This window comes from Corynebacterium sp. HMSC036D02, from assembly GCF_001836165.1.
In the GTDB taxonomy this organism is placed as follows: domain Bacteria; phylum Actinomycetota; class Actinomycetes; order Mycobacteriales; family Mycobacteriaceae; genus Corynebacterium.
In genome coordinates, this window is the sequence record NZ_KV827679.1 from 1 (window position 1) to 22,216 (window position 22,216).

The 22,216-nt window shown below is 60.9% G+C and carries 28 protein-coding genes; 6 read left to right on the plus strand and 22 right to left on the minus strand.

Features of this window, described 5'->3' with window-relative positions; all coding sequences use genetic code 11:
* Nucleotides 1-169 precede the first annotated feature (169 nt).
* The 10 genes from rplQ to secY all read right to left on the minus strand — a co-directional run bounded on the left by rplQ (nt 170) and on the right by secY (nt 7,363).
* A complete protein-coding gene (gene rplQ, locus HMPREF2743_RS06215) occupies nt 170-649 on the minus strand; it encodes a 50S ribosomal protein L17 (protein ID WP_070527838.1) in 480 nt (159 codons plus the stop codon).
* A gap of 78 nt (nt 650-727) precedes the next feature.
* The gene (locus HMPREF2743_RS06220) at nt 728-1,738 is read right to left on the minus strand and encodes a DNA-directed RNA polymerase subunit alpha (RefSeq protein WP_010189530.1); all 1,011 of its coding nucleotides are present in this window, start codon (nt 1,736-1,738) and stop codon (nt 728-730) included.
* Between the two features lie 69 nt (nt 1,739-1,807).
* On the minus strand, nt 1,808-2,413 hold the full coding sequence (gene rpsD / locus HMPREF2743_RS06225) for a 30S ribosomal protein S4 (protein ID WP_010189536.1): 606 nt from the start codon (nt 2,411-2,413) through the stop codon (nt 1,808-1,810).
* A 21-nt stretch (nt 2,414-2,434) separates the two neighbouring features.
* Entirely contained in the window at nt 2,435-2,839 is a 405-nt protein-coding gene (rpsK, locus tag HMPREF2743_RS06230) for a 30S ribosomal protein S11 (RefSeq protein ID WP_010189540.1), read from the minus strand.
* Nucleotides 2,840-2,842: 3 nt separating this feature from the next.
* A complete protein-coding gene (gene rpsM, locus HMPREF2743_RS06235; protein ID WP_039673764.1) occupies nt 2,843-3,211 on the minus strand; it encodes a 30S ribosomal protein S13 in 369 nt (122 codons plus the stop codon).
* A 185-nt stretch (nt 3,212-3,396) separates the two neighbouring features.
* Nucleotides 3,397-3,615 (minus strand): translation initiation factor IF-1, encoded by a 219-nt coding sequence (gene infA, locus HMPREF2743_RS06240; RefSeq protein ID WP_003854422.1) that lies wholly within the window; start codon nt 3,613-3,615, stop codon nt 3,397-3,399.
* Nucleotides 3,616-3,838: 223 nt separating this feature from the next.
* On the minus strand, nt 3,839-4,630 hold the full coding sequence (locus HMPREF2743_RS06245; protein WP_070818400.1) for a L,D-transpeptidase: 792 nt from the start codon (nt 4,628-4,630) through the stop codon (nt 3,839-3,841).
* 52 nt (nt 4,631-4,682) lie between these two features.
* A complete protein-coding gene (gene map, locus HMPREF2743_RS06250) occupies nt 4,683-5,477 on the minus strand; it encodes a type I methionyl aminopeptidase (protein WP_070818401.1) in 795 nt (264 codons plus the stop codon).
* 15 nt (nt 5,478-5,492) lie between these two features.
* On the minus strand, nt 5,493-6,038 hold the full coding sequence (locus HMPREF2743_RS06255) for an adenylate kinase (RefSeq protein WP_070818402.1): 546 nt from the start codon (nt 6,036-6,038) through the stop codon (nt 5,493-5,495).
* On the minus strand, nt 6,038-7,363 hold the full coding sequence (gene secY / locus HMPREF2743_RS06260) for a preprotein translocase subunit SecY (protein WP_070818403.1): 1,326 nt from the start codon (nt 7,361-7,363) through the stop codon (nt 6,038-6,040). The genes HMPREF2743_RS06255 and secY overlap by 1 nt, the downstream gene beginning before the upstream one ends.
* 379 nt (nt 7,364-7,742) lie before the next feature.
* Between secY and HMPREF2743_RS06265 the strand changes: the two genes are divergently transcribed.
* Both HMPREF2743_RS06265 and HMPREF2743_RS06270 read left to right on the plus strand, forming a co-directional pair.
* Nucleotides 7,743-9,050 carry a class I SAM-dependent methyltransferase gene (locus tag HMPREF2743_RS06265; protein ID WP_070745616.1) on the plus strand — a complete coding sequence of 436 codons (1,308 nt, stop codon included), beginning with the start codon at nt 7,743-7,745 and terminating at the stop codon, nt 9,048-9,050.
* 16 nt (nt 9,051-9,066) lie between these two features.
* Nucleotides 9,067-10,548, plus strand: coding sequence for an FAD-binding oxidoreductase (locus HMPREF2743_RS06270; protein WP_070818404.1), 1,482 nt, complete (start codon nt 9,067-9,069; stop codon nt 10,546-10,548).
* A 283-nt stretch (nt 10,549-10,831) separates the two neighbouring features.
* Here the strand turns inward: HMPREF2743_RS06270 and rplO are convergent, their stop codons facing one another.
* Genes rplO through rpsH form a run of 6 tightly spaced genes read right to left on the minus strand, consistent with a single transcriptional unit; the run spans nt 10,832 to nt 13,480 of the window.
* Nucleotides 10,832-11,281 (minus strand): 50S ribosomal protein L15, encoded by a 450-nt coding sequence (gene rplO / locus HMPREF2743_RS06275; RefSeq protein ID WP_070527817.1) that lies wholly within the window; start codon nt 11,279-11,281, stop codon nt 10,832-10,834.
* A 3-nt stretch (nt 11,282-11,284) separates the two neighbouring features.
* Nucleotides 11,285-11,470 (minus strand): 50S ribosomal protein L30, encoded by a 186-nt coding sequence (rpmD, locus tag HMPREF2743_RS06280; RefSeq protein ID WP_010189565.1) that lies wholly within the window; start codon nt 11,468-11,470, stop codon nt 11,285-11,287.
* 3 nt (nt 11,471-11,473) lie between these two features.
* A complete protein-coding gene (rpsE, locus tag HMPREF2743_RS06285; protein WP_010189568.1) occupies nt 11,474-12,100 on the minus strand; it encodes a 30S ribosomal protein S5 in 627 nt (208 codons plus the stop codon).
* A gap of 40 nt (nt 12,101-12,140) precedes the next feature.
* Nucleotides 12,141-12,542 carry a 50S ribosomal protein L18 gene (gene rplR, locus HMPREF2743_RS06290; protein WP_046648465.1) on the minus strand — a complete coding sequence of 134 codons (402 nt, stop codon included), beginning with the start codon at nt 12,540-12,542 and terminating at the stop codon, nt 12,141-12,143.
* Between the two features lie 3 nt (nt 12,543-12,545).
* Nucleotides 12,546-13,082: a 50S ribosomal protein L6 gene (gene rplF / locus HMPREF2743_RS06295; protein ID WP_049157327.1), complete on the minus strand. Its 537-nt coding sequence runs from the start codon at nt 13,080-13,082 to the stop codon at nt 12,546-12,548.
* Nucleotides 13,083-13,096: 14 nt separating this feature from the next.
* Entirely contained in the window at nt 13,097-13,480 is a 384-nt protein-coding gene (gene rpsH, locus HMPREF2743_RS06300) for a 30S ribosomal protein S8 (RefSeq protein WP_070527811.1), read from the minus strand.
* Between the two features lie 311 nt (nt 13,481-13,791).
* Between rpsH and HMPREF2743_RS06305 the strand changes: the two genes are divergently transcribed.
* Complete coding sequence (locus HMPREF2743_RS06305; RefSeq protein ID WP_070527809.1) at nt 13,792-14,040, plus strand: DUF6457 domain-containing protein; 249 nt, start codon at nt 13,792-13,794, stop codon at nt 14,038-14,040.
* The gene (gene fdhD / locus HMPREF2743_RS06310) at nt 14,037-14,888 is read left to right on the plus strand and encodes a formate dehydrogenase accessory sulfurtransferase FdhD (RefSeq protein WP_070527805.1); all 852 of its coding nucleotides are present in this window, start codon (nt 14,037-14,039) and stop codon (nt 14,886-14,888) included. Before HMPREF2743_RS06305 ends, fdhD begins: the two co-directional genes overlap by 4 nt.
* Here the strand turns inward: fdhD and HMPREF2743_RS06315 are convergent.
* The 6 genes from HMPREF2743_RS06315 to HMPREF2743_RS06340 form a co-directional block, all read right to left on the minus strand.
* On the minus strand, nt 14,857-15,642 hold the full coding sequence (locus HMPREF2743_RS06315; RefSeq protein ID WP_070818405.1) for a formate/nitrite transporter family protein: 786 nt from the start codon (nt 15,640-15,642) through the stop codon (nt 14,857-14,859). The genes fdhD and HMPREF2743_RS06315 overlap by 32 nt on opposite strands.
* A 184-nt stretch (nt 15,643-15,826) precedes the next feature.
* The gene (gene rplE, locus HMPREF2743_RS06320; RefSeq protein WP_010189579.1) at nt 15,827-16,378 is read right to left on the minus strand and encodes a 50S ribosomal protein L5; all 552 of its coding nucleotides are present in this window, start codon (nt 16,376-16,378) and stop codon (nt 15,827-15,829) included.
* A gap of 1 nt (nt 16,379) precedes the next feature.
* Entirely contained in the window at nt 16,380-16,694 is a 315-nt protein-coding gene (gene rplX / locus HMPREF2743_RS06325) for a 50S ribosomal protein L24 (protein WP_005527724.1), read from the minus strand.
* Nucleotides 16,695-16,698: 4 nt separating this feature from the next.
* A complete protein-coding gene (rplN, locus tag HMPREF2743_RS06330; RefSeq protein ID WP_046648472.1) occupies nt 16,699-17,067 on the minus strand; it encodes a 50S ribosomal protein L14 in 369 nt (122 codons plus the stop codon).
* 409 nt (nt 17,068-17,476) lie between these two features.
* Entirely contained in the window at nt 17,477-19,483 is a 2,007-nt protein-coding gene (locus HMPREF2743_RS06335) for a sucrose-specific PTS transporter subunit IIBC (RefSeq protein WP_070818406.1), read from the minus strand.
* Between the two features lie 112 nt (nt 19,484-19,595).
* Nucleotides 19,596-20,912, minus strand: coding sequence for a glycoside hydrolase family 32 protein (locus tag HMPREF2743_RS06340; protein WP_070818407.1), 1,317 nt, complete (start codon nt 20,910-20,912; stop codon nt 19,596-19,598).
* A gap of 21 nt (nt 20,913-20,933) precedes the next feature.
* Here HMPREF2743_RS06340 and HMPREF2743_RS06345 point away from each other — a divergent pair, with 21 nt between their 5' ends.
* Nucleotides 20,934-21,803, plus strand: a complete 870-nt coding sequence (locus tag HMPREF2743_RS06345; protein WP_070818410.1) for a carbohydrate kinase family protein — start codon at nt 20,934-20,936, stop codon at nt 21,801-21,803.
* Nucleotides 21,800-22,192, plus strand: coding sequence for a hypothetical protein (locus tag HMPREF2743_RS06350; RefSeq protein WP_070527789.1), 393 nt, complete (start codon nt 21,800-21,802; stop codon nt 22,190-22,192). Before HMPREF2743_RS06345 ends, HMPREF2743_RS06350 begins: the two co-directional genes overlap by 4 nt.
* The last annotated feature ends 24 nt before the right edge of the window (nt 22,193-22,216 follow it).

The window sequence follows — 22,216 nt, forward strand, 5'->3', positions numbered from 1 at the left end:
GATGTTCACAACTCAAAGGCAGGCGCCGCTATTTGTTAAAACGGTACGTCATCCAGAGCACGGCTCCCCTCTTTGCGCCACAAGGCCGTCCGCCCAGGGCGCAGAAAACGGCAAAGGCCCGCGCCCCACTATGATGGTGAGCGCGGGCCCTTTAAGACCTAAAGAAGAATTACTTCTCCTCGGTGGTCTCCTCAGCCTCAGCGGACTCAGCCTCAGCCTCTTCAGCCTTAGCTTCCTCGGCCTGCTTGGAGGCGGCAGCGCGGGTAGCGCGGTTTGCCTCGGAGGTCACGGTCTCCTCGAGAACGAGGGAGATCTGGGACATCGGGGCGTTGTCGCCGGAGCGGTTCTCCAGCTTGATGATGCGGGTGTAGCCACCCTCACGGTTCTCGAACTTCGGTGCCAGCTCATCAAAGAGGTGGGCAACGACATCCTTGTGCGGGATGAGCTTGAGAACTGCGCGACGGTCGGCAACGGTGCCGGCCTTCGCCTTGGTGATGATCTTCTCGATGTACGGACGAAGAACCTTCGCCTTGGCATCGGTGGTCTTGATTGCGCCGTGCTCGATCAGGCTCGCAGCCATGTTGCTCAGCAGGTGCTTCTGCTGGCTGGCGGAGCCGCCGAGACGCGGACCCTTCTTGGGGGTAGGCATTATGTACTCCTCGTGTGCGGATTAATTGAGCGCGCGACGGGGCGCGGTTGCCGCGCCGTCACGATTCAGTGGAATTCTTTACTCGGAATCGTCGGAAGCCGGGTCCTTGAAGTCACCGGTTTCTGCGTCGTAACCTTCCAGCTGGGTCGGGTCGAAGTCCTCAGGGGTGTCCTTGAGAGCCAGGCCCAAGTTAGCCAGCTTGATCTTTACCTCATTGATCGACTTCTGACCGAAGTTGCGGATATCCAGCAGGTCCGATTCGGTGCACTCAGCGAGCTCACCAACGGTGTGGATTTCCTGACGCTTCAGGCAGTTGTAGGAGCGGACGGAGAAGTTCAGATCCTCGATCGGCATGCTGTATGCAGCGATGTACTCCGTCTCCTGCGGGGACGGGCCAATCTCGATGCCCTCAGCGGCGGTGTTCAGCTCGCGAGCCAGGCCGAAGAGCTCGACCAGGGTGCCGCCGGCGGAAGCCAGGGCGTCGCGTGCGGAAATCGAGTTCTTGGTCTCGACGTCGATGATCAGCTTGTCAAAGTCGGTACGCTGCTCAACACGAGTAGCTTCGACCTTGTAGGAGACCTTCAGCACCGGGGAGTAGATCTGGTCGACCGGAATGCGGCCGATCTCTCCCGAGGTAGCAGCAGCCGGGACGTAGCCACGGCCGCGCTCGACGACGAGTTCCATCTCCAGCTTGGCGGACTCATTCAGCGATGCGATGTGCAGATCCGAGTTGTGGATCTCCACGCCAGCCGGCGGCTGGATATCGCCTGCAGTGACCTCACCCGGGCCTTCCTTGCTCAGGTACATCACGACCGGCTCATCGGAGTCGGAGGACAGAACCAAACCCTTGACATTCAGGATGATCTCGGAAACGTCTTCCTTCACACCATTGATGGTGGTGAACTCGTGGAGCACACCGTCAATCTTGATGGAGGTTACTGCCGCGCCCGGGATGGACGAAAGCAGCGTGCGACGAAGCGAGTTGCCAAGGGTGTAACCGAAGCCCGGCTCAAGCGGCTCGATAACGAACTTAGAGCGAGACGAGTCGATGAATTCCTCGGTGAGCTGAGGACGCTGGGAAATAAGCATGGAGTTTCTCCTTGTCGGCGCCCGCTATATGACGCCGGTAGAAGGGGTAAAGATGAAAGTGTCGAAGGATTACTTCGAGTAAAGCTCGACGATGAGCTGCTCCTGCAGCGGAACGTCGATCTGAGCGCGCTCGGGCAGCTGGTGCACGAGGATGCGCAGGGTGTCCGGAACGACCTGCAGCCACGCCGGAACGTTGGCGTCTACCAGGCGGTCCTGAGCCTCTTCGAACCATTCCATCTTCTGGGAACGCTCACGAACATCGATGATGTCGTACTGCGTAACGCGGAAGGAAGGAACGTTGATCTTCTTGCCGTTCACGGTGAAGTGACCGTGGGAGACAAGCTGGCGAGCCTGGCGGCGGGTGTTGGCCAGACCTGCACGGTAGATCACGTTGTCGAGACGGGACTCGAGCAGAACGACGAGGTTGTCACCGGTCTTGCCCGGGAGACGGTTAGCCTCGGCGTAGTAGCGGCGGAACTGACGCTCCAGCACACCGTAGGTGTACTTGGCCTTCTGCTTCTCCTGGAGCTGCAGCAGGTACTCAGATTCCTTGATGCGGTTGCGGCCAGCCTGTCCCGGGGGGTACGGGCGGCGCTCAAATGCCATGTCGCCGCCGACCAGGTCGACGCGCAGACGGCGGGATACGCGGGTAGCGGGGCCAGTATAACGAGCCATTTTCTTACCTCTTCCTTTCCCTTAAACCTTGCGGCGCTTGGTCGGACGGCAGCCGTTGTGCGGCTGTGGGGTGGCATCCGTGATCGAGGAAACCTCGAGGCCTGCAGCCTGCAGGGAACGGATTGCGGTCTCGCGGCCGGAGCCCGGACCCTTGACGAAAACGTCAACCTTCTTCATACCGTGGTCCATGGCCTTGCGGGCCGCGTTCTCAGCAGCCATCTGCGCTGCGAACGGGGTGGACTTACGGGAACCCTTGAAGCCGACGTGGCCGGAGGATGCCCAGGAGATGACAGCACCGTGCGGGTCCGTGATGGACACGATGGTGTTGTTGAAGGTGGACTTGATGTATGCGTGGCCAGCGGCCACGTTCTTCTTTACGACGCGACGACCACCACGGCGCGCGCCGGAACGAGTCTTGGGTGGCATGTTTTACTTCTTCTTTCCTGCGATCGTCTTCTTCGGACCCTTGCGCGTACGAGCGTTGGTCTTGGTGCGCTGACCACGAACGGGCAGGCCACGACGGTGGCGGATGCCCTGGTAGCAACCGATTTCAATCTTGCGACGGATATCAGCCTGAACCTGGCGGCGGAGGTCACCCTCTACCTTCCAGGTAGCCTCAATGACGTCACGCAGCGCCGACAGCTGATCGTCGTCGAGGTTGTCGGTGCGCAGGTCGGGAGAAATGCCGGTCTTTTCCAGCAGTTCCTTGGCACGGGAAGGCCCGATGCCGTAGATGTAGGTGAGAGCAACCTCCATGCGCTTGTTGCGCGGGAGGTCAACACCAGCTAGACGTGCCATATGGCTAGTCCTTTCGGGTTGTTACGATGGTTTTCTCCACATCCGTCCCCCGCCACACATACACTTTGCCCCGGGCCGTGCCGGGGAACTGTGGGCATGCTTAGCAGCGTGGGCTCAGGCCATCGCAGCCTGAGGTAAAAAAGGACGCAGCTAGTGCGTCCCGTGGGTGAGGAGGCTTACAGTCTTTACTTGTAGCGGTAGACGATGCGTCCGCGGGTCAGGTCATAAGGAGACAGCTCCACAACAACGCGGTCCTCTGGGAGGATGCGGATGTAGTGCTGACGCATCTTGCCCGAGATGTGGGCGAGTACCTTGTGTCCGTTGTCGAGTTCGACGCGGAACATTGCGTTGGGCAGGGGTTCAACGATGCGACCCTCAACCTCGATTGCGCCTTCCTTAGCCATAACCTCTACTTTTCTGGTGGAGTGCGTGCCGCGCTTGGCGCCGTCCCCACCTGCATGTTTGGTGTCTACTGCCTGGTGCCTCCAGCAACCACTTCGGCTGCGTACAGACACCAGCATTAGAGCATACGCTGCGAAGACGGGTTTTCCAAATGCAGAAACCTCCCGTCACCACATGGTGCGGGAGGCTGATGCTATGTAGCGGTGACTCGCTCACCGCTACATCTTAGTAAATGAAGACCTTGGAGCCCATCGGCACATCATTCCAGTAGCGCACTGCATCCTGGTGGGTCAGGCGTACGCAGCCGTTGGACTGGTATGCCGGGGAACCCTCGTGGAAAGCGTGGCCATTGTTGGTGAAGTACATGGCGTAGGGCATCGGCGCGTTGCCAAACTCCCAGGAAATCTCATCCTTGATCTTGCGGTTGATGTAGAAGGTACCGGCCGGGGTCTCCTCACCCGGCTTACCGGTGGACATACCCTGCGCAACGTAGGTGACGTTGCCGTTGCCGTCCTGCAGCCAGGTGCGGCGACCGTCGCGGTCCACGCAGATGCGTGCATCCGCCGGGCACGGGCCAACATCGAAGCGCTGGGCCTGACGCTCGGCTTCTGCCTTACGTGCGGCTTCCTCAGCGGCAGCCTTCTCGCGAGCAATCTGCTCAGCGTGGGCGCGCTCCTCCGCTTCGCGAGCGGCGCGGATCTCAGCGTTCTTCTGATCAATCAGACCCGGGAAGATCAGCTCGATGGCGCCATCGATAACCGGGCGGAGAGCGTCAGCCGCCTGCGGGTTAACGCTCTGGAGCGTCTCCAGCATCTGGTTGCGGCTATTCCACGCATTCTCGCGGGTCTGGCCAGCGAACTCATCAAGCTGAGACTGAACGTCGGAGGACAGGGTATCGATGGAGGGAACCGTCTGTGCGTTTGCGGCGGGAGCAACCGAGAGAGTGGCGGTTACCAGGCCGATTGCGGTGGCGCGGCGTAGGGAACGGGCGCCAACTAGGGAGCGAATCTTAGACATGGGAAGAAGTATAAACCTTCCTTAGCCAAAATGCCTACCCCAGACACCGCCTTTAGTAGCGCGGAGTCAAAATTCGAGGACCATTCTCCGTGGCTGCCACGGTGTGTTCCCAGTGGGCAGACAGGGAACCATCGAGTGTCACGACAGTCCAGTCATCCTCGAGAACTTCGTTGTCTTCGGTGCCCAGAGTCAGCATCGGCTCAATGGCGAGAACGGAGCCCTCCTGAATTATGGGGCCACGCCCCGCCTTACCTTCATTAGCCAGGTAGGGCTCTTCGTGCATTTCACGGCCGATGCCGTGGCCACCGTAACCATCGACGATGAAAAGCTCGACGCCGAACTTATCTTCTGCGCGGTAGGTGGCCTGCTCGAGGGCTGCGGAGACGTCGGTAAGCCGGTTGCCGGGAACCATAGCCTTGAGACCTTCGTGGAGAACCCATTCGGTGGCGTCGCTCAGCGCCTGCGTCTCAGGGCTGAGCTTGCCGACGCCAAACGTCCACGCACTATCCCCCACCCAGCCGTCGAGCGTGGCGCCGCAGTCGATGGAAACAAGATCTCCTTCCGCAAGAAGGAGATCCTTGGTGGGAATACCATGGACAATTACGTCATTGACGGACGCACAAATAGAGCCCGGGAATCCGCCATAGCCCTTGAAGGTGGGCACAGCGCCGGCATCCCGAATGGTCTGCTCAGCAACGTCATCGAGCTCAAGCGTGCTCACACCCACTGCAGCGGCTGCGCGCACTGCTTGCAGAGCACGGCCGACGATCTCACCGGCCGCCTGCATGGCGTCGAGCTCACCCGGAGTGCGGGCGGGGATGGTTTTAGTGCGTCGTCGAAAAGCCATGGCTACGTTGGCAGATTACTTGCCCATTGCCTGAAGGGTGCGCTCGTTGATGTCCTCAACGGTTCCTTCGGCCTTGATGGAGATGATGGCATCGCCGTAGTGCTCGATGAGCGGGAAGGTCTCCTCGCGGTAGACGCCCAGGCGGGTGCGGATGGTCTCCTCGGTGTCGTCTGCGCGGCCGCGGGCGAGCATGCGCTCAACCACAACGTCCTCGGAGACCTCAAAGTTCAGGACGCCATCGAGCTTCAGGCCCTTATCGGCGAGCAGCTTCTCCAGGATGTCGGCCTGCTCCACGGTGCGCGGGAAGCCATCAAGAAGGAAGCCGTCCTTGGCGTCATCCTGGTTGAGGCGATCCTCCACCATGCGGGCGGTGACGTCAGTCGGCACCAACTTGCCGGCGTCGATGTAGGACTTGGCCTCGACGCCGAGTGGGGTGCCCTCACCAATGTTGGCGCGGAAGAGGTCACCGGTGGAGATGTGCGGAACGCCGAGCTTCTCGCTGAGGAGAGCGGCTTGGGTGCCCTTGCCGGCACCGGGAGGGCCAAGGAGTACGTAACGCATTACTTAAGTAGTCCTTCGTAGTTGGATTGTAGGAGCTGGGACTCGATTTGCTTGACCGTGGTCAGGGCCACCGAGACCATAATGAGGATGGCGGTACCACCGAAAGCGGAGGTGCCGGCGGCACCAGCGCTGCCGATTCCGAGATCCAGGAGGATATTTGGAAGGACGGCGATAACCGCTAGGTAGATCGAGCCGACGAACAACAGACGGTTCATGACGAAACCTAGGTACTCGGCGGTCGGTCGGCCCGGGCGGATGCCCGGGATAAATCCACCATACTTCTTCATGTTCTCCGCCTGCTCGGCCGGGTCATATTGAACCGACACGTAGAAGTAGGAGAAGAAGATGGTGAGCACGAAGTAGAGAACGATGTACTGCCAGGAGCTCGGCGCCTGCAAGTATGCAATGACGTTGCGCTGCCACCAGTTATCGGACACGCCCGGGGAACCGGAGTTGACGATCTGAGTGATGAGCACCGGCATGTAGATCAGCGAGGAAGCGAAGATGACCGGGATAACGCCGGCCTGGTTGACCTTGAGCGGCAGGTAGGTGGAGGAACCACCGTACTGGCGGCGTCCCACCATACGCTTGGCGTACTGCACCGGGATGCGGCGCTGGCCCTGCTCGATGAAGGTAATGCCCACAACGAGGACGATGAGACCGGTAAGAACCATGGCGAAGACCAGGCCGCCATTGTTCTGGAAGATGTTGACACCGTCGGTAGGAAGGCGGGTAGCGATACCGGCGAAGATCATCAGCGACATACCGTTGCCGATGCCCTTCTCAGTAATCAACTCACCCATCCACATGACGAGGATGGCGCCGGAGGTCATGGTGATCACGAGCACGATGAGGGTGAAGAAGTTACGGTCCTCCGCCAGGACACGCACGCCTTGTCCCAAGAGCTGCTCGCGGTCCGCCAGAGCTACGATGCCCGAAGACTGCAGCAGCGCCAGCGCCAGGGTGAGGTAGCGCGTGTACTGCGTCATCTTGGCCTGACCGGATTGCCCCTCCTTCTTCAGCTGCTCGAAGTGGGGAATAACCACGGTGAGCAGCTGCACGATAATCGACGCCGTAATGTACGGCATGATGCCGATGGCGAAGATGGACAGCTGCAGCAGCGCACCACCGGAGAACAGGTTGATCACCGAGTAAAGGTTGCCTGCTTCCTCCGTGAGGTCACGAAGACGGCCGGCGATGGTGGCGTAATCAACGCCCGGCGACGGGATCTGTGCGCCAACGCGGTAGAGGATAATCAACACGAGCGTGAAGATGATCTTCTTACGCAGGTCGGCATCTTTGAAAGCCTGCAAAATGGCGGACACTACTTAATCCTCCTGGCCTACCGCGCTTGTTGTGCGGTTCGAATTCGCCGCGCACGGGGGTGGATCTCATCTGTTCCCAAAAGTTAAGAGCCTTTTTAAGGTCTCTCATAGGAACGGTTGAACACTTTTGACCCCATTACCCTACCAGCCTCGGCCACTTTCGCCACATTGACCCCGTTTACGCCGCCCTAACCAGGAGGACATATCCCCTCCCTTAGCGCCATTTATGGATCGGGCCTACCATGGTCCGTGTTGCTTCGCGGCAATGTCCTTACAAGATTTCTGCGTCTTTTCGACCTCCCCCGCGACGCCCGGGACGTCTCGGAGTATGGCCGTTCTTTATCAGCCAGACGATGAACCGAAAGAAGTATGTAATTTTATGAGTAAGCGATTTACCCCGATGACTGTGGCCGAGATTATCGATACTTTCATCCCCAGCCCCAACCCCTTCCGCTGGGAGGCTTTCGACGGCTCCTCCACTGGCCCGGTTGATGCACAGTTCACCGTCAAGATCAATAACCTCCAAGGCTTGGCTTATATCGCTACTCACCCAGGGGACGTCGGATTTGCCCGCGCCTATGTCACCGATGGCATCACCGTCGAAGGCGAGCACCCTGCGCATCCTTATGGCATCTTCGACGCTTTGCACGCGATGTATGACAAGTTCTCCCGCCCCGATGCCATGACGCTGGCCCGGGTAGCCCGCTCTTTGGCTTCGATGGGAGCCTTTCAGATCCAGCCGGTCCCCGAGGTCGAGCGCGCGTCTTGGCTGCGCCGCAAACTCCACGAGGGCCTGTCCAAGCATTCCAAGGAGCGCGACGCTGAAGTCATCTCCGATCACTACGACGTGGGCAATGACTTCTACGAGCTCTTCCTCGGCGATTCGATGACATACACCTGCGCCTACTACCCCTCCCCCGACGCCACGCTGGATGAGGCCCAGGAAAACAAGTATCGGCTCATCTTTGACAAGCTGCGGCTCAAGGAGGGCGACCGCCACCTCGACGTCGGCTGCGGCTGGGGCGGCATGGTGCGCTATGCGGCCCGCCGCGGCGTGAAGTCCCTCGGCGTAACCCTCTCCAAGGAGCAGGCTGAGTGGGGCCAGGCCAAGATCAAGGAGGAGGGCCTCGAAGACCTCGCGGAGATCCGATTTGTGGACTATCGCGACGTTACTGAGGAAGGCTTCGACGCCATCTCCGCCATTGGGCTGCTGGAGCACATCGGAGTCAAGAACTACCCCGGCTTCTTCAGTTTCCTCCACGGCAAGCTCAAGCCAGGTGGATTGATGCTCAACCACTGCATCACCTACCCGGATAACCACAAAACCCCGAAGGGCGGATTCATCGACCGCTATATCTTCCCCGACGGCGAGCTCTCCGGCTCCGGCACCATCACCAAGTGCATGCAGGATGCCGGCTTCGAAGTCGTCCACACCGAATCCCTGCGCTTCGACTATATGCGCACATTGCACGATTGGTGCGAAAACCTCAAGGAGACGTGGGAGGAGGCCTGCTCGCTGGTCGGCCTGCCCACCGCGCGGCTGTGGGCCATCTACATGGCCGGCTCCGAGTGGGGTTTCGAGCACAACATCATCAACCTGTACCACTTCTTGGGCGTCAAGCTGGGTGACGCCGGCTCCCGCTCCGGCGTTCCCGAGCGCCGCTGGTGGGAAGATTCGCGCTTCTAATTCTGGAAGGAGTTCTATGTTGACCGATCTCATCCGCAATCACCGCAGCGTCGACGCCGTGGAGATCCCGCCGGTGGGGTGGAAGGCGCACGCGGAGGGCGTCGACAAGCTCCTGCGTAGCTTCCGCGCGGTGCCGAAGGATAAGCGCGTACGTCTGGCGAAGAAAACCTCGAACCTTTTCCGCGGACGCAGCGGCAAGCAATCAGGGCTGGATGTCTCTGGCCTGGGCGGGGTCATTGAGGTCGATCCGATTGCGCAGACCGCCGAGGTCCAGGGCATGTGTACCTACGAGGACCTTGTCGACGCCACCTTGCCGCACGGCCTGATGCCCTTCGTGGTGCCGCAGCTCAAGACCATTACGCTGGGCGGCGCTGTGACGGGCATGGGCGTGGAGTCCACGAGCTTCCGCGATGGATTGCCGCACGAATCCGTGCTGGAGATGGACATCCTCACCGGTACTGGCGAGATTCTCACGTGCTCACGTGAGGAGAACGTCGATCTCTTCCGCCTCTTCCCCAACTCCTACGGTTCCTTGGGCTATGCGGTGCGCCTCAAGATTGAGCTGCGCGCGGTGAAGCCTTACGTGGAGCTGAGGGAGGTGCGCTTCCACGACTTTGAGTCCTTGGCACGCACGCTTGACGACGTCTCCCGCACCCACTCCTATGACGGCCTCGATGTCCACGGCCTAGATGGCGTGGTCTTCTCTCCGGAGGAATCCTACCTGGTCATGGCCCGTTTCACGGAGGAGGAGGGCCCAACCTCCGACTACACGAGGGAGGAGATTTTCTACCGCAGCCTCCAGCACGCCCGCGGTATCCGCCGCGACCGCCTCACGGTGCGCGATTACATCTGGCGCTGGGATACTGACTGGTTCTGGTGCTCGCGAGCCTTCGGCGCGCAGAATCCGCGGGTGCGCAAGGTGTGGCCGCGGCAGCTGCGGCGCAGTTCCTTCTACTGGAAGCTCGTGCGCCTGGACCGGAAATACGAGCTGGAGTACAACTTCATCAAGAAGCCGAAGGGCCTGCCGCGGGGTGAGCGCGTGGTGCAGGACATCGAGGTCACCCCGGAGAACTTGCCGGAGTTCTTGGACTGGTTCTTTGCGGCCTCCGATATCCAGCCGGTGTGGCTGTGCCCGATTCGGTTGCGCGAGGGCGTCGAAGACCTCGTTGGTACGGGCACGCTGGCCGCTGATTCCCCGGCCCCGTGGCCGCTGTACCCGCTGCGCCCGGGCCAGACCTGGGTCAACGTGGGCTTTTGGTCAGGCGTAGAGGGAAATCACATCGATCCCTCCGCCCCGGGCAACGGCGCCTTCAACCGCGTCATCGAGGCGAAAGTCAGCGAACTCGGCGGGCATAAGTCGTTGTACTCGGAAGCCTTCTACTCCCCCGAGCAATTTGCCGAACTCTACGGCGGTGACCTACCAGACCGCATCAAGGCCGTCACCGATCCGGATGGCCGCTTCCCCGGCCTCTATGAAAAGACGGTCAACGACGCCTAACATTCCCACAACCGAAACTGCACCTGCACCTCAGCCGCATAAACTTCGTGCCATAAGGTTCCTCTCAAAAGGCATTAGTACCTTTTGAGAGATGCCATTTGCGGCCCTCCCCGCGAAAACTCCCAGGTCAACACATAACAATCGGACCATAAGGTGCTCCTCAAAAGGTACTAATGCCTTTTGCGGCCTGCTGGAGTGCCCCGAAAACACCAAAAGCCCTCCCGAAGGCCACTCGGAAGTAGCGCCACGGGAGGGCGATGGCTCTCACAGAGCCTGGAGAGAATTACTTGGTTGCGGTGGCGGTGCCGCCAGCAGCCTCGATCTTCTCAACAGCAGACTTGGAGAACTTGTCAGCGGTGACGTTCAACTTAACGTTGATCTCACCGTTGCCCAGAACCTTGACCGGCTGGTTCTTGCGAACCAGGCCAGCAGCAACGATGCCCGCAACGGTGACGTCGCCACCGTTAGCGAAAGCCTCTGCGAGGTCAGCAACGTTGACTACCTGGTACTCAACATGGTTCGGGTTCTTGAAGCCCTTGAGCTTCGGCAGACGCATGTGGATCGGCATCTGGCCACCCTCGAAAGCAGCGGAAACCTGCTTACGAGCACCGGTGCCCTTGGTACCGCGACCAGCGGTCTTACCCTTGGATGCCTCACCGCGGCCGACGCGGGTCTTGGGCTTGTTGGAGCCTGCGGCCGGGCGCAGGTCGTGGAGCTTGATGATATCAGCCATGGTTTACTCCCCTGCCACTTCTTCGACGGTGACCAGGTGACGCACCTTGTGAACCATACCGCGGATGATCGGGGTGTCCTGCTTCACAACAGAGTGACCGATGCGCTTGAGACCAAGCGACTCCATGTTTGCGCGGTGGTTCGGCTTGGTGCCCACAAGGCCCTTTACCTGAGTAATCTTCAGAGCCATTGCTTATGCCTCCTGACCTGCGCGCTTGCGCAGCATCTGGGCCGGTGCGACCTCCTCGAGGGACTTGCCACGACGTGCGGCAACTTCCTCCGGGCGAACCAGCTGCTTGAGGCCGTCCACGGTAGCGCGGACGACGTTGAGAGCGTTGTCGGAGCCCAGGGACTTCGACAGAATGTCCTGCACACCAGCGCACTCAAGCACCGGACGAGCAGCACCGCCGGCGATGACACCGGTACCCGGAGCGGCCGGCTTCATCATGACGATGCCAGCGGCGTCGCGACCCTCAACCGGGTGGGTAATGGTGCCAGCAATCATCGGGACGCGGAAGAAGTTCTTGCGAGCCTCTTCTGCACCCTTCTGGATTGCGGCCGGGACTTCCTTGGCCTTGCCGTAGCCGACGCCCACCATGCCCTGGCCGTCGCCAACGACGACGAGAGCGGTGAAGGACATGTTGCGGCCACCCTTAACGGTCTTAGCGACGCGGTTGATGGTCACAACGCGCTCGATGTACTTATCGCGCTCGTTGTCCTGGTGGTTGCGGCGGTCGTTACGACGGCCGTTGTTGCGACCCTTGCGGTCGTTGTTGTTCTCGGCGGAGCGTCCGCCGTCACGCTGTTCACGGTCCGACATTAGGCGTTCCTTCCGTTGATGTTTCCGTATGCCTTAATCATTAGAACTGCAGACCACCTTCGCGAGCGGCGTCGGCCAGCGCGGCAACGCGGCCGTGGTACTTGTAGCCTGCACGGTCGAAGACGACCTGCTCGATGCCAGCGGCCTTGGCGCGCTCAGCGATGAGCTGGCCTACCTTGGCAGCCTTGGCCTTCTTATCGCCCTCGAGTGCACGCACGTCGGCTTCCATGGAGGAAGCGGCAGCCAGGGTGTGGCCGGCCAGGTCATCGATGACCTGAACGTGCATGTGGCGGGAGGAGCGGTGAACGACCAGACGCGGTGCCTCAGGGGTGCCGCGGAGGGTCTTACGGATGCGGAAGTGGCGGCGCGCGCGTGCTTCACGACGACGCGAGGAAATGTCCTTGCCAACCGGGGTGCGCTTTGCGTTTTCAGTGTTAGCCATTGCTTACTTACCCGTCTTTCCGACCTTGCGGCGGACTTGCTCGCCGTCGTAGCGAATACCCTTGCCCTTGTAAGGATCGTCCTTACGCAGGCGGCGGATGTACGCGGCGACCTGTCCAACCAGTTGCTTGTCAATACCAGATACGGAGAGCTTGGTTGCGCCATCCACAGCGAAGGTGATGCCCTCCGGAGCCTCGATGAGGATCGGGTGGGAGTAACCCAGAGAGAACTCTAGGTCCTTACCCTTCTGCTGGACACGGTAACCAACACCGAAGATTTCCATCTTCTTGGTGTAGCCCTCGGTCACGCCAACAACGGCGTTGTTGACCAGGGAGCGGGACAGACCGTGCAGGGCGCGGTTCTTGCGGTCGTCATCCGGACGGGAGACCTTGATCTCATCGTCCTCGACGGCTGCGGTGATCGGCTCCGGCAGCTCAACCTCGAGGGTGCCCTTGGAACCCTTAACGTTGACAACCTGGCCGTTGATGGTGATCTCGACGCCCTTCGGGACGGCGATAGGTGCTAGACCGATACGAGACATGTGTCAATCCTCCCTTACCAGACGTAGGCGAGAACTTCTCCGCCTACACCCTTCTCCTGAGCCTGACGGTCGGTGAGCAGACCCTGGGACGTGGAGATGATGGCCACGCCCAGGCCGCCCAGAACCTGCGGCAGTTCGGTGGACTTTGCGTACACACGCAGACCCGGCTTAGACACGCGACGCAGACCCGAGAGGGAACGCTCACGGTTGTTGTACTTAAGCTCGAGGGACAGCTCGCGGCCCTCGACGGAGTAGTCAGCGATGTAGCCTTCCTGCTTCAAGATCTCAGCGATGTTCGCCTTGAGCTTGGAGGTCGGCATCGACACGACGTCGTGGTGCGCATTAGATGCGTTGCGCACGCGCGACAGCATGTCGGCAATAGGATCAGTCATAGTCATATGAGTGACCTTTAACCTTTCTCGTTGCGGTTCCCATAATGCTCACCAAAGCGTTTTCCGTGTGATTTCGGGCTACTCACGCTCCCCGCAGTCAATACCGCGAGGCGCTCGCCACCCTTTGATACAGACAACGGTCCGCTATCTACGGCGAGGGGCCTACAACAAAGTAGATGATTTTCAATTCTTCCGGCTTGGCACGTTTCCGCACCTCCTGCACTGTTTTCGCGGCGCAGGAGTGGAAAAATGCAAGTCCGTCGGATTACTCTACCCGCTGACATGCAGTTTTCCAAAACGCGTTAGCATAGGAAGCCATGAGCGAAACACCTGATCCGATCCGCACCGCCCATCAGTGGCTGGAAGAGGCCGCCGAGCTAATCGGAGTCTCCCCTGAGGAGGCCACCGCCCTGGTCAAGGAACTTCTCGATCTGACCAAGGACGTTGCGCATACCCAGTCCCGTCCCGCTGCTCCCCTGACGGCGTACCTAGTGGGCTTAGCTTCCAAAAACCCCCAGGAAGCCCGCGCGCATATCGCCACGTTGAAGGAGGCCCTCAACCGATGAGTGGTCGCGTCAACGCCACCTTCGCCGTAACAAAGGTGCGCCTCAACGAAGACGGGCAGGTCATACAGGTCGATACGCGCGGCGATACCGTCACGGGCGAAGAGCCCTTGGAGATCCGCGTGGGCGGGCAGACGTTGACCACGACGATGCGCACGCCGGGCCACGACGTCGAGTTGGCCCACGGTTTCCTCCACTCGGAAGGCCATATCAGCTCCGCAAGCGACCTCAAGGAGGCCCGCTATTGCGCGGGCGCCTCCGCGGACGGGCGCAATCCCTATAATCTGCTGGATGTCGAGCTAACTAACCCGCACGCCATCACGCTGGCTGATCTGCGCCTGACCACCACCACATCCGCCTGCGGGGTGTGCGGCACTTCCTCCATCGAGGCGCTGATGAAGCAGAGCCGCTACGAGATTCCGCAGGTGCCGGTGGATCCGGGGGTCGTCGCCAAGCTGCCCGAGACCCTGAAGCGGGAGCAAAAACAGTTCCGCAAGACCGGCGGCATTCACGCCGCTGGGGCCTTTACTCTCGACGGCGAGCCCATCGTGGTGCGCGAGGACGTCGGCAGGCACAACGCCGCCGATAAAGTCATTGGCCACCTACTCATGGAAGGCATGCTACCTGCCAGTGACCTCATTCTCGTCATGAGTTCGCGCGCCAGTTTCGAGCTGGTCAACAAAGCGGCGATGGCCGGCTTTGGCATGCTCGTTGCGGTTTCGGCGGCTTCCTCCCTAGCCGTGGAAACCGCCCGGGAGACCGGCATGGCGCTGGTTGGCTTCGCGCGCGGCGACCGCTTCAACCTCTACTCGGGCGAACTTAATCGCGGTACGCTTCCGGGCCAGAGTTAAGCCAGGCATACACGCCGCCAATAAGGAAGCCGCCGCCGATGAGGTTTCCCACCCACACGATGGACCAGTTGGCCAGGACCGCACCGAGAGTAAAGCCCTCAGGCAGCGGACTGGCACAGAAGAAGGTCAGGGTCATCAGGCAGAAGTTGGCGATAACGTGCTCCAGCCCCAGGCCCACAAAGCAGGCGATGATCGGCACGATGACGAAGAACTTGGATACCACATCCTTGGCAAAGACCGCGCCGACGATAGCCATGTTGACCACGAAGTTGGCCAGCATAGCCTCCACCAGCAGCCCGCCTGGGCCCTTGATGAGCTTGCCCATCGCGAGGTTGGCGATGAGATGGTTCGGGTCGATGCCGCCCAGCTTGGCCGACATTCCCATGGCTGCGGCAAAGAGGGCAGCACCAACCAGGTTGAACAGCGTCGTCACCACCAGCAGCCACAGGGCCTTGCCCCAGCCCACGTGCTTTGTTGCGGCGCCATAGACCATGTACATCATGTTGCCGGTGGCCAGCTCCGCGCCAAGAAGGACGATGGCAAACAGTCCCAAGCCGAACAGGCATGCAAAGACCAGCGAGCCCAGACCTTCCACATGCTTCTCGACGCCCATCCCCATCACCGCAGCAAACGCCGTGCCGATAGCGAGGTACACGCCCGCCAGGGTGGAGCGCACGGCGAAACGGGCGAAGAATTCATCGAGCAACGTGACCTTCTTCTTCACCGCAGCTGCCACAGCGTCATTCAGGGACATCATTTACCTCACCGGATAGATAGTTCACGGACGCCAGTAGTTTACTCCCCGCCTCTTCATTCCTCAGAGGAAACACTGCCTCCGTCTTGTTGCGAGAAGGAGTGCAAGCGCAAAATTCCCCGGCCTCCTTACGGAGTACCGGGGATGCTCTTCACCTATGTATTAGGCGGAAGAATTCGCTACGTTACTTGAACGGGAAGCCGAGCTCGCGCAGGAGCTTGCGGCCCTCTTCGTCGTTGGTAGCGGAGGTCACGACGGTGATGTCCATACCACGCGGGCGGTCCACCTTGTCGATGTCGATCTCGTAGAACATGGTCTGCTCGCTGAGGCCAAAGGTGTAGTTGCCGTGGCCGTCGAACTGCTGGTCGGAGAGACCGCGGAAGTCGCGAATACGCGGCAGCGCGATGGTCAGCAGGCGGTCCAGGAACTCCCACATGCGGTCGCCGCGCAGGGTAACGCGCGCACCGATGGGCATGCCCTCACGGAGCTTGAAGTTAGCGATGGACTTCTTAGCGCGACGCACCTGCGGCTTCTGGCCGGTGATAGCGGTAAGGTCCTCGAGAGCACCGTTGATCATCTTGGAGTCGCGGGCAGCGTCGCCCACACCCATGTTGACAACAACCTTGGTGACGCCCGGAATCTGCATCACGTTCTCGTACTTGAACTCTTCGTTCAGAGCCTTCTTGATTTCCTCGCGGTAGCGGGTCTTCAGACGCGGAGTGTAATTCTCGCTCATGTTAGATGTCCTTCCCGTTGCTACGTGCGATGCGGACCTTCTTGCCGTTTTCGTCGAAACGGTAGCCCACGCGGGTCGGGTTGCCCTCGGAGTCGACGATCGCAACGTTGGACACGTGGATCGGAGCTTCCTGGGTTACGATTCCGCCGGACTCGGCGCCACGCTCGGTAGCGGAGTTAGCAACGTGCTTCTTAACGCGGTTGACGCCCTCAACGAGGACCTTGTCGCGCTTCGGGTATGCCTCAATGACCTTGCCCTTCGCGCCCTTGTCCGGGCCCGAAATGACAATCACCATATCGCCCTTATGAATCTTCATAAGACTAGATCACCTCCGGTGCGAGAGAAACGATCTTCATGAAGCGCTTGTCACGAAGTTCGCGAGCAACCGGGCCGAAGATGCGGGTACCGCGCGGCTCGTTGTCACCCTTGAGAATAACTGCGGCGTTTTCATCGAATGCGATGTAGGAGCCGTCCGGACGACGGGTCTCCTTCTTGGCACGGACGATGACGGCCTTGACGACATCGCCTTCCTTTACGTTGCCACCCGGGATGGCTTCCTTGACAGTGGCGACGACGATGTCACCAATGCCAGCGAAACGTCGAACGGAGCCGCCGAGAACACGGATGACGAGGATCTCTCGTGCACCGGAGTTGTCGGCGACGCGCAGACGCGATTCTTGCTGAATCACTATGGGTCTCCTGACCTGGATTAACGTGCGTCAAGATTTCCGTCCTTGACACACCTGGTCTACTTGCTTACGTGGCACAGGCTGTGCGACGAACTCGCTGTTCACAGCGGTCGAAGGGTCTCGGTGCGGCGATTCGGAAACGCATCGCACTGCACCGACCGGCCATATGCAACCCATACATTCAAGCATGACCTTGGCCATTTCCCCAAATCGCGCGTTGCACCACTTCCCTGGCCCACGACACTTCTCATCTCCTCAAACCCAAATGCGCAGACCTGGAAGTGCAGAGGCGCTGGTGGCGTCGTGAAGCGCACGCGCAGTGCTTGGCGACGACCAGCGGGTCTGCACTTCCAGGTCTGCACTTGTGGAAGCGGCGGACGGGCCCTAGGCCTTGTCCACTGAAGCGCCCCTAGGCCTTCGAGGTTGATGCGGCAGGTGCTGCATCAGCAGGTTCCGGCTTCGGGTCCACGGTGAGCAGCACATCACCGAAGGAGATCTCCTCGCCCGTGGCGTAGGCAGGCAGGACCGGGCCTGTCTTCTTGGAGTTGGAGACAACGACTGGTGTGGTCACCGGGTAGTCGGCTGCCTTGATGGCCTCGATATCGAACTCGCAGAGAAGGTCGCCGGCCTTGACCTCATCACCCTTGGACACGTGCGAGGTGAAGTGCTCACCCTTCAGGTTCACGGTATCGAAGCCGATGTGAATGAGGATGTCTACGTTGTTGCCGTCGGCATCCTTGCCGCGCACGGCATAAGCGTGCTTGGAGGGGAAGGTGACGGTCACCTTGCCGTCAATCGGGGAGACGAGTCGTCCCTCGGTCGGCTCGACGGCCGCGCCCGCGCCCAGCTTGCCAGCGGCAAACATCGGGTCCGAGACCGACTCCAGTGCGATAGCTTTTCCAGCCAGCGGGGAGGCCACGCGGAAGGCGTTCGGGTCGGCGGTGGCGGCAGGAACCGCGCCACCTACACCGGTGCCTTCAGCACCGGTCTCATCGGGGTCGATGGAACCATTCTTGGCAATCAGGTAGCGGCCATAGCCAAAGGCCACACCAAAAGCGAGGATCAAAGAGGTAAAGGCGCAGATAAAGAACTGCGTGTAATCCTCAGGGCGCATGGAGACAAAGCCGATGAAGCCGGCGGCGCCGAGGGCGGTTGCTTTGACGTCGAAAAGCGCAATGAGCGTCGCCGCAATCGCGGACGCGCCCATGCCGATGTAGAACGGCCAGCGCAGCCGCAGGTTCACACCGAAGATGGCGGGCTCGGTAATACCGAAGAGCGCGGACACACCCGAGGCACCGGACAGGCCCTTGAGCTTCTCAGAGCGGGCGAGGAAGTACACCGCCAAAGCCACGCCACCCTGGGCAATGTTGGCCACGGAAGCCACCGCGAAAATGAAGGAGCCACCCTCGTTCCACAGCATCGTCTCAATCGGCGGGAAGGATTGGTGCAGGCCCGTGATGACAATCGGCGAGTAGAACAGACCAAAGATAAAGCCGCCCACCGGGCCGGCGAAGGTGTACAGGTCATTAAGACCCGCGCCGAGCATATCGCCCGCAGTGCGCAGCACCGGGCCCACCGCGATGAAGGTGATGAAGCCCGTGACCAGCAACGTCAGCAGCGGGGTAAGCAGGAAGTCCACCGTGCCCTTGAGGTGCTTGTGCAGAAATTTCTCTATCGTGGCAAGAATCCAGGCAATGACCAGAATCGGCAGGATGGAACCTTGGTAGCCGGCTTGGGCCACGTCGAGGCCGAAGATGTTCCAGTAGGTCATCTCCCCTGCCTCGATGGTCGCGGCCACTTGGTAACCATTGACCAGGTCCGGCATCACCATCGCCATGGCCATGCCAGCGCCGAGGAATTCATTACCGCCAAAGCGCTTGGTGGCAGTAAAGCCCACCAAGATAGGCAGGAAGGCAAACGGCGCCGAGGCCAAGAGGTTAATAAGCCCGGCAACATCGGCCATAGCCGGGAACATCTCAATAACGGACTGCTCACCGAACAGGCCGTTGACGGTCATCACGTTATTGAGCGCCATGAGCAGACCGCCGCCGACCAGAATCGGGATGAGCGGCACGAAGATATCCGCGAGGACCTTCACCGCGCGGGAGAACCAGTTGCCGGAATCCGCGGCAATGTCCTTGAGCTTGTCGGTGGAGACCGCGATGTCCTTGGTGGTTATTTTGTTGAGCTGGTCGAAGACGATGTTGACATCGCCCGGTCCGACGATGACCTGGAACATGCCCCCAGCCTCAAAGATGCCCTTGAGGTCCGGATCATTTTCCAGCGCGGCCTTGTCGACCTTCTTGCTGTCCTTGAGCACCATCCGCAGGCGAGTGGCGCAGTGCGCGAGCGCCACGATGTTGTCTTCGCCGCCGATGGCTGAGAGTATTCGCGCCGCGACCTGTGAGTGATCCATTCCGGCGTGCCTCCTCGGAGAGTGAGATGAATTTAACAGTGTCACCTCTTATTAGACACGCTACTCAACATAAAGCCAAGCAATCGGGCGCAAATATAGGAAAGTTCACACCCTAACGGGCCTCCCAACCGCGCCAGCGAGCGTCGCTGGCGCCAAAGACTGCCGACGCCCCCGCAATCCGCCCATCGCCCGCGAAGACCTCCACCGCGCAGCCATCCGCGATGAGCTCCACAGAACCCGCCGGGCAGGACACGACGCGCTCATCTTCACCAGAGTTAAGCCGCAGCTTTCCCTCGCCGTAGGTGACGCGGAAGGCGTCGGCCCCGGAGTCGTCGACAAGCACGTAGGTTCCCTCGCCGGCTGTCAGCGTGGCTACAGAACCGAACCCCTCTCGTGCCGGCCCCGCCGGCAGGGACCACAGCGCCGCCTGGCGCAACCAGCCATCCTCCAGCCACACGCGCCGCGGCAAGGTGAGCGTGTGGACCCAGCCCTGGGCAACCGTCGGGGTGTCATCCTGCGCGGGCAACCCCATCCACCCGAGCATGATGGCCTCGCCATCCTTTTCCACCAGCTGTGGCGCATAAAACTGGTGGCCATAGTCCAGCTCGCTAAAACCTCGCTCCACGTGGAAGACCGTGCCCTCCAGACGGCCCACGAGGTAGCCGCACTGATCGGAGGAGGCGTAGTGCGTGGTGTCGTCGGCAAGCGCAGGCTCAAGACCTTGCGGGCAGATGACTAGGACGTCCTTGTCCTCCCCCGTCGCGCGGTCACGCATAGTGACGAGGTTGGGACATTCCCACATGTAGCCGCCCGGCACCAGGTCGGGGCTCAGGCCCGGCTCAGCGCCCGAGGTGTCAAAGGTGAGCGCACCTTGGAAGGACCACTGCGCCAGATCCTTAGAACGGTAGAGCACCACGTGCCCCGTTTCATCCTCCGCCTGGGCGCCGAGCACCATGCGCCAGCCGTCCTTGTCACAGGTGATCTGGGGATCGCGGTAATGCCCCGTGAAGCCCTCCGCGGGCCCATTGATGAGTGGGTTCGCGGGATCGTGCTCGTACACGCCGCCTTCTGGACCACCCGCATCGACTGCGCGGACGCGGTTCTGCGAGGGAATCCGCGCGCCGTCGCGCTTCAGGTTGCCGGTATAAAACAGCCAGACATCTTCACCGTCGACCACCGCACCGCCCGAGTAGCAACCGTGGGCGTCGTGCTCACGGATGGGGTACAGCGCGTCCGGGTAGTGACGCCAGGGTTTCGCCTCGCTCAAGGAAGCCACGGCATGTCCCCAGCCCGTCTGCTTTGCCGCGTGGGGGAAGCAGGGGTCGTGCTGATAATAAACATGCAGGTTGTCGCCGTCGATGAAAACTCCGTTGGGGTCATTGAGGCGACCCGATGGTGGGGAAAGGTGGAAAAGCGGACGGTAGTTCATGCTCTCGATAGTATGGGGTCCATGGACATTATGGTGTGTGGCGAAGGCCTCGTTGACCTCGTACCACGGGGACGCGGACAGCTGGCGGACTTAACCCCAGCCTTGGGTGGCGGCCCCTTCAACGTGGCGGTTGCGGCGGGGCGTTTGGGCGCTAGCGTGGGATTTCAGTCTCGGCTCTCGCGGGATGCATTCGGGGAAGCGCTCATGGAGCGCCTTAGTGAGGAGGGCGTGGATACCTCGCTCGTGCAGCGGGGCGAGGAACCCACGACGCTGGCGGTCTGCAACATCGGCGAGGACGGCTCGGCCACCTATTCCTTCTACACGGAGGGCACGGCGGACCGCCTGGTAGAGCCTGTGCTTGCCGACGTCCCCTGGACCTGCTTCGGCACCGTCTCCTTGGCCCTAGAGCCCGGTGCTTCCCGTTATGCCGCGCTGCTGAAGGAGCTCGCCGCGAAGGGCACCAAGGTGGCGTTGGATCCCAACATTCGCCCCTTCTTCGCCACGCCGGAACATCGCGAATTCTTGTTATCGCTGCTGCCGCACGTCACGCTGCTGAAACTCAGCAAGGAAGAAGTTGAGTTCCTGGGTGAAGACGCGCTGACACAGGTGCCTGTGGTCGTAACCACGCGCGGCGCGGAGGGGCTCAGTGTGCGCACAGATTCGGTATCGGTGCAGGTCCCGCCGGTCACGGTAGAGGTAGCGGACACCATCGGCGCCGGTGACACGGTGATGGCCGCGCTGCTCAGCCAATTGGTGGAGCGGGATATCAACGCTTTGGGCGCCGAGGAGTGGCGGGAGATCCTGCACTTTGCGGCGACGGCCGCAGCCATGACGGTCTCCCGCACGGGCGCGCAGTCGCCCACGTTCTCTGAGGTGGAGGAACGCTTATGAAATACCCCCTGCGCGCCGGCATACTGCACGGCCTACTTTTCGTACTGGTGGGCGTGGCCTTTATCCTGCCGGTGCTCTTCGGTAGCGCGGCACTACTACCGGTGCCGCTGGCGGCGTGGGCCTCGGTATTGCTTTCCGCACTCGCGCTTGTCGACGCCTCCTACCACGCCTTCTCCCCCTCCCAGCGCCCCACCCGCGGTTTGCGCGCGCTTTCTGCTGTTGGGGGCGTTGCACTCATCAGCGGCTGGCTGGTGTGGCTGCGGATTTACAACACCATCGACTTGGTCAGCGCTATGCCCTATCGCATCGGCACCTTCCTTCTCGCAGTAGGTGCGGTGCTCAGTGCGTTTTGCCTCGCTATCGCGTTGACGCACCGGGGTGAGCGCTAGCTACTCGGCCGCCTCATGCTGAAG